The 15,437-nt window shown below is 68.6% G+C and carries 14 protein-coding genes; 7 read left to right on the forward strand and 7 right to left on the reverse strand.

What is annotated here, in order from left to right:
- Positions 1 to 138: 138 nt before the first annotated feature.
- The 3 genes from Vau01_RS48925 (at position 139) to Vau01_RS48935 (ending at position 2,050) form a co-directional block, all read left to right on the forward strand.
- Positions 139 to 681, forward strand: a complete 543-nt coding sequence (locus Vau01_RS48925) for a hypothetical protein (RefSeq protein ID WP_204007848.1) — start codon at positions 139 to 141, stop codon at positions 679 to 681.
- A complete protein-coding gene (locus Vau01_RS48930; RefSeq protein ID WP_204007849.1) occupies positions 656 to 1,075 on the forward strand; it encodes a DUF6086 family protein in 420 nt (139 codons plus the stop codon). Before Vau01_RS48925 ends, Vau01_RS48930 begins: the two co-directional genes overlap by 26 nt.
- A 288-nt stretch (positions 1,076 to 1,363) precedes the next feature.
- On the forward strand, positions 1,364 to 2,050 hold the full coding sequence (locus Vau01_RS48935) for a hypothetical protein (RefSeq protein WP_204007852.1): 687 nt from the start codon (positions 1,364 to 1,366) through the stop codon (positions 2,048 to 2,050).
- A gap of 1 nt (position 2,051) precedes the next feature.
- On the opposite strand, the gene Vau01_RS48940 is transcribed toward Vau01_RS48935, so the two are convergent.
- Both Vau01_RS48940 and Vau01_RS48945 read right to left on the reverse strand, forming a co-directional pair.
- The gene (locus Vau01_RS48940; protein ID WP_204007854.1) at positions 2,052 to 3,554 is read right to left on the reverse strand and encodes a M1 family metallopeptidase; all 1,503 of its coding nucleotides are present in this window, start codon (positions 3,552 to 3,554) and stop codon (positions 2,052 to 2,054) included.
- A gap of 442 nt (positions 3,555 to 3,996) precedes the next feature.
- A complete protein-coding gene (locus Vau01_RS48945) occupies positions 3,997 to 4,887 on the reverse strand; it encodes an arginase family protein (RefSeq protein WP_204007856.1) in 891 nt (296 codons plus the stop codon).
- 84 nt (positions 4,888 to 4,971) lie between these two features.
- On the opposite strand from Vau01_RS48945, the gene Vau01_RS48950 reads away from it, so the two are divergent.
- Positions 4,972 to 5,748, forward strand: a complete 777-nt coding sequence (locus Vau01_RS48950) for a hypothetical protein (protein ID WP_204007858.1) — start codon at positions 4,972 to 4,974, stop codon at positions 5,746 to 5,748.
- Positions 5,749 to 5,917: 169 nt separating this feature from the next.
- Here Vau01_RS48950 and Vau01_RS48955 read toward each other — a convergent pair whose 3' ends face one another.
- Both Vau01_RS48955 and Vau01_RS48960 read right to left on the reverse strand, forming a co-directional pair.
- The gene (locus Vau01_RS48955; protein WP_204007860.1) at positions 5,918 to 6,946 is read right to left on the reverse strand and encodes a hypothetical protein; all 1,029 of its coding nucleotides are present in this window, start codon (positions 6,944 to 6,946) and stop codon (positions 5,918 to 5,920) included.
- A gap of 71 nt (positions 6,947 to 7,017) precedes the next feature.
- The gene (locus Vau01_RS48960) at positions 7,018 to 7,464 is read right to left on the reverse strand and encodes an AfsR/SARP family transcriptional regulator (protein WP_204007862.1); all 447 of its coding nucleotides are present in this window, start codon (positions 7,462 to 7,464) and stop codon (positions 7,018 to 7,020) included.
- Between the two features lie 923 nt (positions 7,465 to 8,387).
- On the opposite strand from Vau01_RS48960, the gene Vau01_RS48965 reads away from it, so the two are divergent.
- Positions 8,388 to 8,963 carry a hypothetical protein gene (locus Vau01_RS48965; protein ID WP_204007864.1) on the forward strand — a complete coding sequence of 192 codons (576 nt, stop codon included), beginning with the start codon at positions 8,388 to 8,390 and terminating at the stop codon, positions 8,961 to 8,963.
- Positions 8,964 to 9,248: 285 nt separating this feature from the next.
- On the opposite strand, the gene Vau01_RS48970 is transcribed toward Vau01_RS48965, so the two are convergent.
- From Vau01_RS48970 to Vau01_RS48980, 3 genes are all read right to left on the reverse strand, one after another.
- Positions 9,249 to 10,292, reverse strand: a complete 1,044-nt coding sequence (locus tag Vau01_RS48970) for a hypothetical protein (protein ID WP_204007866.1) — start codon at positions 10,290 to 10,292, stop codon at positions 9,249 to 9,251.
- Positions 10,289 to 10,810 (reverse strand): SigE family RNA polymerase sigma factor, encoded by a 522-nt coding sequence (locus tag Vau01_RS48975; protein ID WP_204007867.1) that lies wholly within the window; start codon positions 10,808 to 10,810, stop codon positions 10,289 to 10,291. Before Vau01_RS48975 ends, Vau01_RS48970 begins: the two co-directional genes overlap by 4 nt.
- A 390-nt stretch (positions 10,811 to 11,200) precedes the next feature.
- Entirely contained in the window at positions 11,201 to 11,380 is a 180-nt protein-coding gene (locus Vau01_RS48980) for a hypothetical protein (protein ID WP_204007869.1), read from the reverse strand.
- Between the two features lie 436 nt (positions 11,381 to 11,816).
- On the opposite strand from Vau01_RS48980, the gene Vau01_RS48985 reads away from it, so the two are divergent.
- Together Vau01_RS48985 and Vau01_RS48990 are read left to right on the forward strand one after the other, a co-directional pair.
- Positions 11,817 to 12,794: a nucleoside hydrolase gene (locus tag Vau01_RS48985; RefSeq protein WP_204007871.1), complete on the forward strand. Its 978-nt coding sequence runs from the start codon at positions 11,817 to 11,819 to the stop codon at positions 12,792 to 12,794.
- Positions 12,795 to 13,038: 244 nt separating this feature from the next.
- Complete coding sequence (locus Vau01_RS48990; RefSeq protein ID WP_204007873.1) at positions 13,039 to 14,973, forward strand: acetate and sugar kinases/Hsc70/actin family protein; 1,935 nt, start codon at positions 13,039 to 13,041, stop codon at positions 14,971 to 14,973.
- Positions 14,974 to 15,437: the final 464 nt, after the last annotated feature.

Genomic DNA, 15,437 nt, shown 5'->3' on the forward strand with positions numbered 1-15,437 from the left:
AAAGTGCGAGGGACCTGGCGTCACCCCCGAAGGACTGATCGGCTTTGCACCGCTGACGCCATGACGAGTGGTTGTACTGCCCGGGGGTAAACCGGGCACGTCGCGACGTGCCGCGGACCTCGACCGGCGCTCCAAGCCATGATGCGTCAAGGACACGTTGAAGGTACGGAGCAGCAGCGAGCCCCTTCGTTACTTCATGTTGCACGGTTTCGGTCCACCGAGCTCACCATCGACGACATCATCCGAGACAGCGAACAGGTCCTGCTGCGCTTCGGCGACCCGCCCACACCGGTGCCCGAACCGGTCGCCTCGCTGCTGCTCAAGTATCTCGGCCAGCGGACCAACATGCGCACCGCCACCAACCGCGACTCACGCTGGCTTTCCCCGGACGCCGCGCCGGCCAACCACTCCAGCCCCACATTGTCCCCGCTGATCCACAAGCTCGGCATCCCGACCACCGCCGGACGCACCGCCGCAATCCGCCAGCACGTCCTCGACATGCCCGCCCCGATCGTCGCCACCGCGCCCGGCTACCACCAGATCACCGCCGCCCGCCTCGCCGCCGACGCAGGCACCACCTGGGCCAACTACGCCCCCTGGCAAAGCACGGATAATGCTCAGGGCCTGCTTGCACCCATCCGTGATCATGGGTTCCATGAGCCAGTGCTTTCAGGTCGGTGACTTGGTCCTGTGGCATCCCACCAGTCGTGTCGCGGAGCTCTTCGTCCGCACCAGCGAGGCCATCGCTCCCACGGTGGGACTACCGACCGGGATCGCCCCAGTGGTGGCAGACGAGTACGAGATCGACCTCGACACCTTTACCGCCTTCGCCGACGCACTTGTACATCGCTACCTTTCATCCAGCCACACCATCCTCAGATCGTTGCTGGAGGGCTTCACCGCCACCGCCCTCGTCATGGTCGAACGCGCCGAACGCAGCGTTCCAGCGCTGACAGGCACGCCCACCCTCGACCCGCGGGACCTCCAAGTCGGACCAGCCGGCATCTCACCCCTCGGCGATGCCGAACGTTTACGGGCCCTTGCCGAGAAACATGAACGGGCCATGCCGGTCTGAGCCGTGGCGCGCCTGGCGGGAACGCGTCACGAAGCGTGACCATCCGGATGGCGTAGGGCCCGTTCTCGAAGCGGAACTCGTGACACTTGAATAGGCGCTCTCACCACTCTCGGCGGGCCGACCTGGTCGCCGCCCGATCCACCCGCACCGGCCAACACCTCGCAGCCTCGCCGGCATCTGACTACGTCGGCACCTGACCGTCGCCCGCCAGGTGCTTGCCGCACGCCCGGCCGGCCCCGGTCAGACCTCGACGACGCGCCGCGCCGCCGTGCCGCTACGGTCGGCAGGATGCGGACCGCGTTGATGCCTACGGCCGCCATCCTCGTATTCGTAGCGGTACTCGGCGTCGTCGCCGGCTCCGCCGGTCACAACAGCCGATTCCACGCCGGGATCGCTTCCGGCCCGGGCGCCACCGCGTACGACATCCGGGTGCCGCTGCGCTATGCGCCGACGTGGCTGCCGCCCGGCATCGTGGAACGCGAACGCGGGGTAGCATCGGCCCGGAGCCTCAGCGGCGGCCCCGTCAACAGCTTCACCTACTGGCGGGCGTGGCAGAGCCCCACGGCCCGACCCTGGGATGGCAGCCTGTCGGTCAGCATGAGCGTCTCCGTCGACTCCAGAGACCGGGGCGACTGTCCCCACGGCGAAAACGTCGCCATCAACGACGTCCCGGGGAAATACAACTTCGCTCTCGGGCAGGCGGGACCGGCTTCGTGCCTGACATGGCACCCCGACCCACACACGGCGCTCCAGATCAACGGAAACGGACTGGGACTGAGCCGCGACGACATGCTGAGAATCGCCCGCTCGGTCCGCGCTGACAGCACGCCACTGGTCGTCCCGTTCCGCGTTGTCGACGTTGGCGGCTTTGCCCAGGCACCGGCTTCAACTCGGTGCGGCAATGATCCTGCCGCACGGGGTGCCGTATCGACGGCACCCCGCTCGGCGTTCACCCGGCTGGCGTCGACGCTCTAGTTTAGTGAGCCGGGGCGTGGATGTTCTTGTGGATCTCCGCCATCTCCTCGACCACCGACGGGATTGCGGCCGTGGTGGCTACCGGGGCTCCGTTGGGGCCGACCGGGGGCTTGACCGGGTCGACGAGCCAGGTCTTGAACAGTGCGTCCAGTTGCCGACCGGACACCCGCTCGGCGCGCGCGATGAAGTCGTCCGTAACCACGTTCGCGTCGCGGTGTGCGAGGTGGAAGCCTTGGAGGATTCGGAAGAATGCGTCGTCGCCGACCTCCGTGCGCAGGGCGTGCAACGCCATGGCGCCCCGTTCGTAGATCGGCGGGTCGAACAACCGGGTCGACGGTGCGACCTGGAGCTTCCAGAAGTCGTCGGCGGCCGAGTACTTGTTGTAGAAGCCAGCTGCGATCTCGTCGGCCGTTGCCCGCCCGCTGTGCTCGGCCCAGAGCCACTCGCCGTAGGTCGCGAAGCCCTCGTTCAGCCACATGTGTGCCCAGTTGCCGATCGACACCGAGTCCCCGAACCACTGATGCGCCTGCTCGTGCGCGACGACCCAGATCGGGTCGTCCGGCTTGTCCCAGAAGTACGTTCCATACACCGGACGGGTCTGGTTTTCGATGGCGAACTGCTGCTTGGGGACGGCGACACCACCAATGGACTCGAACGGGTACGGCCCGAACACCGACGTGGAACCGAAGTAATCGACGATCTCCGGCGTGCGCTCGATGGCCTGCTTCGCGACCGGCAGGAAGTCACCGAGCGAGTTGTCGTACGCGGTATAGCACGGCAGGCCGCTCGGGCTGGTGCCTTCGTTAAACTCGAACTTGCCGAGGGCGATGAACGGCAGGTACGTCGTCATCGGTTTCTGCGTGCGCCAGTTCCAGCGGGTCCAGCCCGGCCGCTCCGGGGTCCTGGTGACGGTCCCGTTGGACAACGCGATGTGGCCGTCAGGCACCGCCGCCGAGATGGTGTAGGTGGCCTTGTCCGACGGATGGTCGTTGGACGGAAACCAAGTCTCGGCGCTGCGAGGCTGACCGTACGCGACTCCCCCAGTGGGGGTCCGGACCCACACCTGGACGGTGTCGACCGTTACCGTGGAGGGGGTGTCTGCGTAGTCGACGACAACCTCGAAGCGCTGGTTCTTCGCAACCGCCGCGCTCGGCGCGACCACCAGTTCGGTCTTGTCCGCCGCGTCGTACCGGAACGTGGCGTCTGCCCCAGCCACCCGCACCGCCGTAACCTTCAACGCGAAGTCGAGATTGAACTGGGAGAGATCCTGAGTCGCGACGGCGCTGATCGTCGTCCGCCCGGACAGGTGGTCCGTGTCCGGCTGATACGTCAGTCGGATGTCGTAGTGGTCGACGGTGTATCCACCGTTTCCAGCTCCTTTCCGGATCGGATCGCCCAACCCCGGTGCGCCCGGGGCCGGCTCGGCGTTCGCCGGCGCGACGAACAGGGTGTTAACCAAGCCGACAACCAATGCGCCGACAGTCGCGCGGATGCGCACACTCATTCTCAACCGACTCCTTGGAGTTGACGGTGGCCTACCTTCGAGAGTCGAGACAATATAGACCGAATTGCCTTTCACACAACGGACGAAATGCGTCAGACGGATGAAAGCGAAGGTGTCGTGCGTGCACGGGTCGGCGAAGTGCCGGGACCCTGGAGCGGCAGGACCGGGGTCGGCATGTGGTCCAAGCATGAACCATTGTGCGGCGGCCCGTACAGGAAGTTGCGCTGAGGCGAATGCCGGCCGGAGCCCAACGGGTGTTCGATTCGACAAAGCCCGACCGCCTGTAGCGGCCCGGCTGCGTATGTCAGTGCCATTCTGTGGCTTCGAGATGCGACGAGGCGTACACGGTGAGCCGTATCGCGTCTTGATGTAGCTAATTCAGACAGGCCTGCAGCGGGTAGCCGGATGCATTGAAGCCGCACAATGCCGCCGCCATGTCGGCTCACCGCAGCACAGCCTCCAGCATGCGCACGATTGCGGCGGCCAGTTCGCCCGTCGGATCGAGGTCAGGTCGGAAGTCGGCGACACTCATGCCGAGCAGACGCGGTGACCGCGCCAGCGGCAGCAGAGCCTCATACAGTTGGCTCCAGTCCGGTCCGTGCGACTGGGGATAGGTCACAGCCGGGAGCGAAGTCTCGTCGAGGACGTCGAGGTCGATGTGGAGCCACACGCCGTTGCCGGAATTGGCCAACCATCGTGCCGCCTGTTCGCCCGCCGCGGACGGGTCAGCCATGACGGTGCCAGCGTCGATGCGACGCAGGTCTTTGGGCACGCGGGCCAACTCGGCCACCGACTCTGCTCCGAGGCCCTCGGTCCGGTGGCCGAGAAGGACCACGTCCGTCACGTCGATCATGGGCGGAGGTCCGTCCAGTGTCACGAGCGGTTCAGCCCCGTCCCCGGTGAGAATGGCCAGGTCCATATCGGCCGTCTCGCCGGTTTCCGAGCCAGGGCCGTCGACATAGTCGGGGTGCCCGTCGACGAACCACAGCCCAACGGGGCCTATAGCCCTTCGGAGTGCGGGGACGATCCCGAGCAGGATGCTGCAATCCCCACCGACAACGAGAGGACGGTCGTGCGGCCTCGCGGTAAGCACGTCGGTCAGGGTGCCGGCAAGCTGGGTCGCCGCGCGCACCGTTTCACCGAGTGCCAGAACCCCGGTCTCGGGATCCCGCCAAGGGTTCGCTATCGCTGCGTCGACGTCGCCCGCGTCGTGCCGAATCAGGGTCGCGAGGCCGGCACAGCGGAGAGCTTGCGGAGCGGACTCCTCTCCGCGTCCCGTGCCGGAGCAGTCCCACGGAGCTCCGAGCAGTACCCAATTTGATGTGGTCGTCATGCCATCGCCTTCCGTCGGTGCCCGGCCGAGGCACCGACCGCGATGATTCTCGCCCGCTACCTTCACCCTCAGTACCCCCACTGGATGAACCGCACCCATCACAATCAATCGATCTGTTCCGCGGAGAGTCGTGAGTGGTCAATTCAATGTCAGCAAAGGTCAGCAAGTAGGGGGTGGTTCATGCCTTCCGGTGGCTGTTCCGATCGCGCCACTGATCACGAGCGTGCGCAGTTGCACGCGTGGTCGCGTCGGCCGGCATCGGACAGGGCGGTGCGGTCGCGGATCGTGTTGGCGTACGCCGCCGCGGGCGAGTCCAACGCCGCGATCGCGGCGTCGCTGGGCGTGTCACGGATCGGCTACACCGTGTCGGCAGGCGGTGCGCCGGTCACCTGTTCGCCCACGTCCGGCAGCCAGTCCCCCTTCGGCCGGACCGTGGTCACCTGCACCGCCGGCCCGACCACGGGAACATTCGCCATCACGGTCTCCGACCGCACGCCGCCGATGCTCACCCTGCCCGCGACGCTGACCGCCGACGCCACGACGCCGACCGGCACCCCAGTCGCCTACAACGCGACAGCCTTCGACACCGTCGACGACCGCGTGCAGGTCACCTGCTCCCCCCACCGACCCCGTATTCCCCGCCGAACAGATAACGGCGCTGCAGGCGTACGTGGCGGCCGGCCCGCCACGGCCCGGATCCTGTCGCCCACGGTCAACGTTGCTGCGCGTGCACTCGCCAGCAACGACCGCGTCCGCGCCCGGATTCTGCTCAGAACGGTTGCAGCCCAGGCCTCCGCCCTCGGCGACGCCACACACATCGCCCGCGCCGCCCGCCGAATCGCGAGGTGCCTGTCCGGCTGACGCCCGTGGGCCAGGTTTGCGTAGCGCGGCTTGCTTGCCGCAACGCGGCCATCGCCCGCATCGCGCAGCACCTTCTGGACCAGGTCCTCGGCGATGCTCGGATCACGGCTGATCAGCCGTGCGAACCGAACCAGCCGGGCACCACGGGTCTGCGCCTACTCCTCGAACGTCATTCGCAGTCCCAGCGGACGGCCCGAAGCTGGCCCTCCTTGTCCGTCGCGTTGCCCGCAATCACATGGCCGTTGTCGCTGAGTCTCCAGGCGTGGCCGTCAGGCTGACCACCCAGACCTGGAAGGGTCAGATCACCGTTGGCGGAGACGAACAGACCAGCGCCGGACTGATCCTTGCCCACCATCCAACCCACGGCGTTGACGTAACTGGCCGTGCCCGCGAACTGCGGGAACGCATCCACCGCGCCGCTCGGGAGGTGCCACCGTACGGCCACCAGTCCGAACGTGCCGGCGACCCAGCCGTTGATCCACCCGTTGCGGATGGTCAGGGCGGAGCTAATCGAACCGCCCGTCGGAAGCGGCAACACCTCGACCGTTCCGCGGGATGGCCAGGCGACGGCATGTTCGTAACCGTCCGCCCCCCAGTAGATGCCGACAATCGTGCCGTCGTCGTCGATGTCACGGGCGAAGGCTCCGCGGGCACCGGCGGGCAGCGGCAGCTTCTGCGGGTCGGAGTCGACAGACGGCCACCGCATGGGAACGCGGTCGGACCTGGTGCCGGTGATGACGCCGTGCTCGTTGATCGCGTTGGTTTCGCCCGAGGTAACTCCCCGCAGTGGCCGCACCTGTCCGTCGGCGTACACCCATGGGGTCAACTCCTTCCCCGAGTCGGGGTCGTAGCTACTACCCACCGCGACGCCGGCGGAGTTGACATCTCTCCAGCCCTGGTCGACACCTGGGATCGGGACCGACGTCAGCACACCGCGGTCCCAGATCGCCGGATAGCGGGTCTCGTCGCTCGGGTCATCGGGATAGCCCCGGCCCGCGATGTAGCGGCCACCGGGATCCATGGCCGTTGCGATGCTCATCGACCAGTCCGACGACTCCGCCAACCGACTGATCCCGCACGCGGTCGGCGGATCCTGCGCCGCGGCCGGATCGGGCCGCGGCTGGGTCGGTGCCGAGATGATCATCGATCCGAAGGTCAAGGTTGCCACCATCCAGCCGATCCGTCCGTCGACAGGCACGGGTCTTCTCCCCTATGTGGTAGGTCACGGCGTTCACACATCGCGCCGCGGTGTCACCGGTACGACGCGACCTAAGGCGCGAGCGGTCCACCACGCAGCGAAGAATTTCTGCGCTGCGGTTCGTTGGCGCGTGGCCGCGATCTGGTCCCTCGCGTGCGGGCACTCACCGAACAACGGCATGAAAGGCGATCACCCGCAAGCGGGCCAACGGCAACCTCGAGGTCGATACGCCGTTCGGTGGCGGCGAACCACTCGTCCATCAGCCGGGGAACGACCTCCCAGTCCAGCCAATTCGACCGCGCATCACCGAACGGGCGGCCCCGCCACAGCAACAGTGCCCGCTGCAACAGTTCCAGCTCCGACTCCTCCGCTCCGGTATCCGCGGCCGCCCGCACCAGCTCACGGAACCGGTAGAGATCGATGCGTTCGGCCGCTACGCAGAACAGGTAGCCACCCGAAACCGTGTGGATCACCCCGGAACCGAGCAGCTTGCGCAGCCGGATCACATAGGTGTGCACCGTCGCCTCCGCCCGCAGCGGCGGCTCGTCGGACCACAGCTGGTCGGCAGGGTGCGAACGGGAACCGGCCGGCCCTCGGGCAGGACAAGGGCACCGAGGAGGGCCTGAAGCCGTCCCGACGGAACCGTCACGGGCCCCTGACCAACCCGAACCTCCCACGGCCCGAGTACCTTCAGCTCAACACCGTCCGTCATGCTGCGTCGGTTCCGGGTCGCCACGAGGCGTAAGAGTCGCCTTCAGACTCCTCATTATCGGCGCCGATGGAATTCCCCTTCGTGTCGGGCGAATCGCGACGGCATCGTTCGACCGGTGCGAAGGATACGAGAACGGGCCTTTCACAAACCTGTCAACTGACCAGACTGGAACGCCGATGCGTGCTGGTGGGATCCGTTTGCGGTGGCGTGCCATCGGGGTGTTGACCGTGGTCGCAGCCCTGCTGCCGGCCCTGGTCGGCGTGTCCGGTGCGGGCGCCCGGCGCCTGAGCCCGTCGGGCGGGATGGCGAGCGAAGTGCGGACGAGGCTGGCGCGCTGCGGGTCGCGGGAAAGCGGGTCGAGGTGACCGGGCTGCGGTCCGAGAAGGCCCAGGTGTTCGCTAATCCGACGGGCACTTTGACGGCGGTGCTGACCGGACATCCGGTGCGGGTGCGCAACGGCGACGGGTCGTGGTCAGCGGTCGACACGCGGCTGCGGCGCATGCCGACGGGTCGATCGGCGCGGTGGCGTCGCCGCTGAGGGCGCGCCTGTCGGGCGGTGGGCGCGGACCGCTGCTGACGTTGACTGGTGACGGGGGGGCGACGTGTCGTTGGGGTGGCCGGACGCGCTGCCGGCACCGGTGCTCACGGAGGACACCGCGACGTACCCGAAGGTGCTTCCCGGGGTGGACTCGAACGCATCACCGGCCAGAAGGTCATCCTCGCCACCGCATGATCCGCACTTCGTCGAAGCTCCGCCCCAATCCTGCCGCCCGCCCACTCACCGAAGATTTTGAGTCAGCCGCGGCGAGCGCGGCCGTGCTGATCTGCTGCATGCGTCCGCGAACGCGTTTGCCGAATCCCCGGAACGCCGGGCTGTTGGCCGATACCGTCGAGTTCCGTGCGCCGTACGAGTTTGCTCTGGACCATCTCGACCACCGACGCCAGCGTGCCGGACGTGGCGATGACCGAACCGATCCACGCCGAGCGGGCCCGCCGCGGGGTACTGCCCGCCGAGCACTACATGGACTCCGCTACCCGTCGGCCGACCTGCTGGTGTCCAGCCGCGCCGACTACGGCATCACCTTGGTCACTCCGATGCTGGCCGACAACTCACCGCAGGCCCGCGCCGGCGAGGGCTACGGCTGCTCCGCGTTCACCGAATCCACCATCGCCCACGTCAAGGTCACCGAGACCCGCCATGCTCTCGATCAGCAGTCAGTCGTCGAATTCGAAGCTGTGCTTCGCCGCGAGCGCGACGAGCCGCCGCAGCCTATCGGCGTCGGTCGCCGTGCCGGAGAACGCTGACCACAGTCCAGACGGCCACCGCGGCGACTGGCAGGGCGAACACGATCAGGGCCGCGGCCAATGGACTCGTCATCCAATCGAGGTTCACCGACGGTCCGCCAAGGGCCGGCACAACGGCATCATCATCCTGTACATCCTTTCCCGAGCAACCCTTTGGCGTATCGGCCGGCCTGGCCTGGACTTCCGGCGCCGCGTCGACGCGGCATCGGCGTGCTGCGGAACGCCACCAGGAACGTCGAGTCATGGCACCACAGCTGCAAGATCAACGGGACAGTGGCCCCAGGCTCAGCGGAGCACGTCAGTCGTCCAGTTGCGGTCGTCGGAACCGAGGATGGTGATCCGGCTGCGCAGGCCCTCCAGCCCGCCGATGGCGTCGAGTGCCGGGGGCACCCCGTTCACCGCCGTGATGCACAGGTCGAAAGCGTCGACGGTCCAGCAGGTTTTGCCGCGGCTGGGTTCTTGCGGTGCGGTCGGACTGACACCGATGCCGAGCGTGTACGTGGTGCCGGGCACGAAGTAGAGCAGTCCAGCGGACCACGGCGGGCCACCCGGGAGGAACGGTCGGCGCAACAGATTCGCCTCGTCCAACTCGAACCCGGCAGGCATGCCGGTGATGTAAAACGGCATGGGCACCGCACGGTCCCCGACTCTCGCGGCCGCGGCGATCCGGAGAACGACCTCTTGTTTCGGCGCGTCGTCGGGCAGGTAGTACGCGTGGATCTCGACCCACTGATCTCGGGCCACCTGCCAGCGCAGGTGGATGTCGCCGCCGTTCAGCGGGTCGGCCGCGTCCTCGGTGACCCAGTACGCCGGGCGTTTGTTGACCGCCGGCGCCGGAACCTGATGCCACCGGGGAGGGTTCGGTGTGGGTAGATCCAGGGACTCGTTGACAAGACGGTCCGGCGTGGGTTCGGTGCCGCGCGGGTAGGCCGAGAGCACGACAGTCGGCATGAGCCCGAACTCGCCTACGTGCCCGGTCGGTTCGGTCCCGCGGGCGTCGGCAAAGACTCCGTGGTAGCCCTCGTTGTAACTCACCGCCCCGAAGTACGACGGCAGCCAGCCGAACTCGACCCGGGACACGAGCGGACTGCGGCTGCGGTCTACGGCCGGCGGGTCACTCGCCGCCGGCGACGGATCCACCGGGATCATCAGGGCCGCCGGTGTCAGCGTGGCGGCCAGCGCGACGGTGATAATGCCGGACGTCCAAGCGGCCTTCCGCAGGCGCATCCGCCGCCGCCCCGCCGCGCGGGCCCGGGCGGCGTCGATGCTGCTCGGCGGGGCGGACGCCTGCGCCAGGTCGGTGAGTGCTGCGGTCAGGTCCGTGGTCATGACTGACTCCCCTCGGAAGACGGGACGGGAACGTGGTGGTCGAGGCCGCGCCGCAGCGTGGCGAGGGCCCGTGCGGTCTGACTCTTGACGGTCCCCGGCGCGCAGCCGAGGCAGTGCGCGGTCTCCTCCACCGAAAGGTCGCAGTAGTAGCGCAGCACCACGGCGGCCCGCTGGCGTTCGGGCAGCGCGGCCAGTGCGGTTCTCAGGTCGAGTGCGGCATCGAGGTCGGGGCCGGACCCGGCCCGATCGGCCGTACGACCGGGCAAGGTGATCCGCCGGCGCCACGGGGACCGCTGCTCGGCAAGAAACGTGTTGACCAACGTCTTCCTCGCGTAGCCGTCGACGTCCTCGACCCGCCCGGCGCGGTGCCAGTTGATGTAGAGCTTGGTGATCGCTGTCTGTACCAGGTCATCAGCCCGGTGCCAGTCCGCGGACAGCAGGTAGGCGATCCTGCGCAACCACGCCGCCTTGGCGGTCACGTAATCGGTGAACTCGGCGTCGCGGGAATGTTGCACCATCGGCGTCACCCCTCTCTGTCGCGGCGGCCGGCGCCGCCACCCATCCAAATGCCGGCAACGCCGCCGGGGTTGCATCACCAAGTGGGGCAAACCCGCAACCTTCGATCGCCGTCAGCCGTCATCGTGGCGAGTGGTGACGGATGAAGAGCGGTGGATGCGGCACGCCATCGGTTGCTGACCGCGATCCGATTGCCGTACTGAACTCTCGCCGTGGTACTCGGTCGACCAATACCGGCTGATCACATTCAGCGCCGCCATGCGGTCATCCGACGTGAGAGCCGCTGGCCGGGCCGCACGTAAGCGCGCACATTAGCCGCGATCCGTTCGGTCGCCGGCTCCCCGAGATGTCCGGTCGTGGGGATGGGGCACGGAACGCGGGTGCCGACGGGTCTACCGTTCGGCGACCCGCTCGCCGGGCCAACCGCTCATATGCCGCGCGACGACCTGACGCACCTGACGGCGACGATCCGTGTAGCTCATGTCGGCCATGCCCTCGGCCTCGAAGACCGCGTCGGTGAAGCCGTCCACCGTCTTCGGCGGCGATTCACATAGGCGACGAATCTCGTCCACCGCAACATCGTGACAACCCTTCGGCCGGCGACGCGCCTCGACAGCGCGGCGTCTTTCTATGCCGCGAACCGCTCGGCCGTGCTGATCTGCCGGCGGTAATGACCAACCCACTCGTAGCTGGGCTGCTCAACCGTCAGCGGTCGGTACGCCCCAGGATCTGTGCGGATGCTCAGGGGTCTTCGGCCATGATCCGACCGACACGCACATCCGCCGCCAGGCGCTCGGCCCCGGGATGTGTCATCTGCCTGCCAGCACCGTTCACCGGCTGCACGTCTCCACCGAACTCGCCGCCCCAATCGGCGTCGTGAGAGGGGTCCGGTCCGTCAGAGCCTGGTAAACCTCGTCTGAGCTTCGATCGATTACCTGACGCTGTCGAACGATCACCAAGCCTGGAATGGTGGGGAGAAGCGATCCCCGTCGACCATCGGGAGTTCCCGTGCGCCTGCCCCGTCTCGCCGCCGCCCTCGCCTCGGTCCTCGCCTTCCTCCTGGTCGCGGCCGAGCCCGCCGCCGCCAGTCCGGCCGCGCATGCTGACGGGCCGCCCTCTGGGCCGGTCAAACTCATTGTCGATACAGACTTCGGCCAGTGGTGGGACGACGTCGCTGCACTGGCCCTGGTACACACCGCTGCCAGCACCGGCCGGGTCGACATTCTCGGCGTCATGTCCGACGTGGACAATCCGTGGAACGCGCCGGGGATCGACGCCCTCAACACCTGGTACGGACGACCGGACATCCCGATCGGCGTGCCATCGGGCGCCGCGGTCGTCGACCAGACCTACAGCCGCCCACTCGCCGTGCGCTACCCCCACGCCGGCCACCCGGTCGACGCCGTCGGGCTGTACCGCCGGCTACTTCGGTCCCAGCCCGATCACAGCGTCACGATCCTGTCGATCGGCGCACTCACCAACCTCGCGCAACTCGCCCGTACCGATGCGAAACTCATTGCTCGCAAGGTCGCCCGTACCGTCATCATGGGCGGCGAATATCCGGCGGCGAGCACACCGGAGTGGAACTTCGGCCTCGACCTGCCCGCCACGCGGCGAGTGGTCGCGACCTGGGCCCCGCCGACCGTCTACGACGGATACGAGATCGGCGCCCACGTGTTCGTCGGCAACCATGTCTGCGCCACCCACCCGGCGAGCAGCCCCGTCCGGGCGGTGTTCGACCTCCTCTACGGCTGCGGCACAAGCCAGACCGACGGCACCTGGGACCCCACGGCCGCCTACTACGCCGTCGCCGGGACGGACCGCGTCTACACCCTCGCCGGAGCGGGCGGCCACAACACGGTCGCCGCCGACGGCACGAACGCATGGGTGCCAGGCGAACGCGGGCAGCGATACCTCGTCATGACTGATACCGCCCGACTCACCAACGCGATCGACACCCTCATCGACCAGGTCCCGCGGGCGTGACGGCGACCGGCCCAGAGACGACGCCGGCAACGTCTTCCTGCCCACACCGAACATGATCGGGTGCGCGCTCATGCCGCGAACCGTTCGGTTCTGGACTGGGCCCGCCACCTCGGCCAACCGTCGACGGTCGCCCTGTTGGAACCGGTCACCGGCTGCCAGGAATTAACTGGCCCGAAATCACGGCGCCCTAGCATGTCGCCCGAACCCCAATCCATCGATGCCCCCCGACGGTTGGAGATCGCAGATGTCGCAGGCGATCCTGGTGGTTGACTGCGGAACCTTCGCAACGGCGGCAGCGGTTGTCGTCGATGGCCAGGCGGTGCCGGTCGCCGATCCGGTGGCCGGGTCCGCGCGGTGGCGCACGTTGGTGTTCGTCGACGGCGAGCGGTTGTACGCCGGTGGCGCGGCCGAACTGCGTCGCGACCAGGCGCCCGACCGGTACTCCGACGGCCTGCGCTCCGCCCTCGACGCCGGTCGGTCGGTCGTGTTCGGTGTCGGCCGGGCCGAACCGGGTGACGTGCTGGCCGGCTACCTGAGCACCGTGCGCGCCGAGGCCGAGCGCCGGTGCGAGCGGCCGGTCGACCGGTTGACGCTGACCGTGCCGCCCGGCTGCCGGTACCGCGACACGATGCTCGACGTCGCCGCCCGGCTGGGGTTCCCCGATGCCGAACTGGTCACCGACGCTGTGGCCGCGGTCGACGGGAGCGAGTTCGCCGAGGGCGACCTGGTGCTCGTCTGCGACCTCGGCGCCACGTGGACGGTCAGCCTGGTGCAGGTCGGCGTCCGGACGATGGGCCACGAGGTGTCCGGCGAGCGTCAGGACGTCGACCGGTTGCTGCTCGCCCAGTTGGGGGCGCCCGACGAGAACTTCGTCCGGGGCTTGCGGATGCGGCTCTACGAGCAGAACCTCGACGAGGTTGTCGAACCGCCGTTCCGGCTGACTCGCGTGATGCTCGACCGGTGCGCGGAGCCGGCGCTGCGCTGGCTGATCGCGAGCTGCCGGGCCGTGGTCGCCCGAGCCGGGGTGGCGCTGCCGGAGGTGGCGGGGGTGCTGCTCGTCGGCGGTGGGGTGCTGCCGCAGACGGCGTACTGGTTGCGGGAAGGGCTGGGCCGTCCGGTGCTGCAGCCGTCCGAGCCCGAGTTCGCGGTGATCCGGGGTGCGGCGCGGTGGGCCGCGGGCGTGTCGGCCCGCCGGGTCCGGGCCGAGCCGGCGGCGTGGCGGCTCGAACCGCTGACGTGGGACGTGCCGGTCACCACCGAGGGAAGTGCCGCGCGGCTGCTGCGCTGGCTCGTCGCCGAGGGGCAGCCGTACGCGCGGGGTGCGCCGCTGGCGCAGGTCCGCACCGCCGACGACCGGGTGTTCGACCTGACCGCGGCGCGCGCCGGCGTGTTGATGGAGCACCGCGTCACCGCCGGCACACCCGTGCGCGTAGGCGACGTCGCGGCGCTCACACGCGCGTCCGACACGACCGGAGACGGCCTGGAGCGACGGCACCACATGGCCGCGAACGGTGACTGGATCCTGACCCCGGACCGGCGGCTTCTGGTGGAGTGCGACGGCGACGGGGTACGGGTGCGCACGATCGGCGAGGCGGCCGTCGTGCACGAACTGCGCCTGCCGCAGCCCGGGCAGGGCAATGTGTTCTTCGCGCCGTCCGGGGCGATGGCCTACGTGGCGTGGGACCGCGCCGGTACGTTCAACGTGTGGGACGTCTCCGCCGGGCGGCTCATGTGCACGTTCAGCGAGTCCGGACCGCCGGTGAGTGTGCTGGTCAACGAGACCGACTGGCGGCTGCTCGCCGAGTCGGGCGACGGCATGCAGGTCGGCCGCTACCGGCGGCCGGTCGCGAACGTCTGGGATCTCGGCACGGGTGCGCGCATCGAGCGGTTGGTCGGTGACGATTGGCGCCGTCGCCGGCCCGGTTACACGGGACGCACGCGCGGCGACGGCTTCGCCGCCGAAACCACCAGCCCGGACGGGCGGCTCCGCGCGTCGACGCTGCAGACCACCGCGAGTTCGGCGGCGATCGTCGTGCGCGAGGTCCGTACCGACCGCGAGGTATTCCGGGCCGACGGCGTGGCGACGCAGGTGCGCGCGGCCTTCAGCGCCGACGGGCAGCACCTGCTGGCCAACTGGCGCCAGACCGGCACGAGCTGGGCCGACATCTGGCAGCTCTAGGGACCTTCGCCGGCCGTTGCCGTCTTCCATGATGTACCGCACGGCGCCACCGGCGTAGAGCAACCGGCGCACGACGCTGTCGACGTCGTCCCGGGCATCGACCACCACGGCGCCGAGGTCGCGGGGATCGCCGCACGAATGCGGCATGCTCTTTCCGGGCGACCGTGAGGGTGTCACCGACCCGGCCGAAGTCGTTGCCGCGGTTGCTGTTCCGCATCCGCGCGGCGCGGTGTCGGGGTCGATGTCGAGAAGAAAGACCGCGTCGAACCGGTCGAGAAACTGGTCGGCGTTGTCGGCGCGTCCACAGACCCACGCGACCGCTTCGTGCGTCGAGGGCAGCATGGCTGAGTTCGAGCTTGCCGGCGGCCAGCTCGGCGAACAGGACCGGGGCGGTGCTCGGGAACGGCTACCGCTACGACGTCGGCGACGTTGACGCCGCCAACAGCTCAGGTCCGGTCTTGGTC

The sequence above is a fragment of the Virgisporangium aurantiacum genome (genome assembly GCF_016863635.1).
GTDB lineage: Bacteria > Actinomycetota > Actinomycetes > Mycobacteriales > Micromonosporaceae > Virgisporangium > Virgisporangium aurantiacum.

Excerpts from the sequence above, each read along its gene's own strand:
- Vau01_RS48925 (WP_204007848.1), top strand. The coding sequence starts at position 139 with ATGATGCGTCAAGGACACGTTGAAGGTACGGAGCAGCAGCGAGCCCCT.
- Vau01_RS48930 (WP_204007849.1), top strand. The coding sequence starts at position 656 with ATGAGCCAGTGCTTTCAGGTCGGTGACTTGGTCCTGTGGCATCCCACC.
- Vau01_RS48935 (WP_204007852.1), top strand. The coding sequence starts at position 1,364 with ATGCGGACCGCGTTGATGCCTACGGCCGCCATCCTCGTATTCGTAGCG.
- Vau01_RS48940 (WP_204007854.1), bottom strand. The coding sequence starts at position 3,554 with ATGAGTGTGCGCATCCGCGCGACTGTCGGCGCATTGGTTGTCGGCTTG.
- Vau01_RS48945 (WP_204007856.1), bottom strand. The coding sequence starts at position 4,887 with ATGACGACCACATCAAATTGGGTACTGCTCGGAGCTCCGTGGGACTGC.
- Vau01_RS48950 (WP_204007858.1), top strand. The coding sequence starts at position 4,972 with ATGAACCGCACCCATCACAATCAATCGATCTGTTCCGCGGAGAGTCGT.
- Vau01_RS48965 (WP_204007864.1), top strand. The coding sequence starts at position 8,388 with ATGATCCGCACTTCGTCGAAGCTCCGCCCCAATCCTGCCGCCCGCCCA.
- Vau01_RS48970 (WP_204007866.1), bottom strand. The coding sequence starts at position 10,292 with ATGACCACGGACCTGACCGCAGCACTCACCGACCTGGCGCAGGCGTCC.
- Vau01_RS48975 (WP_204007867.1), bottom strand. The coding sequence starts at position 10,810 with ATGGTGCAACATTCCCGCGACGCCGAGTTCACCGATTACGTGACCGCC.
- Vau01_RS48990 (WP_204007873.1), top strand. The coding sequence starts at position 13,039 with ATGTCGCAGGCGATCCTGGTGGTTGACTGCGGAACCTTCGCAACGGCG.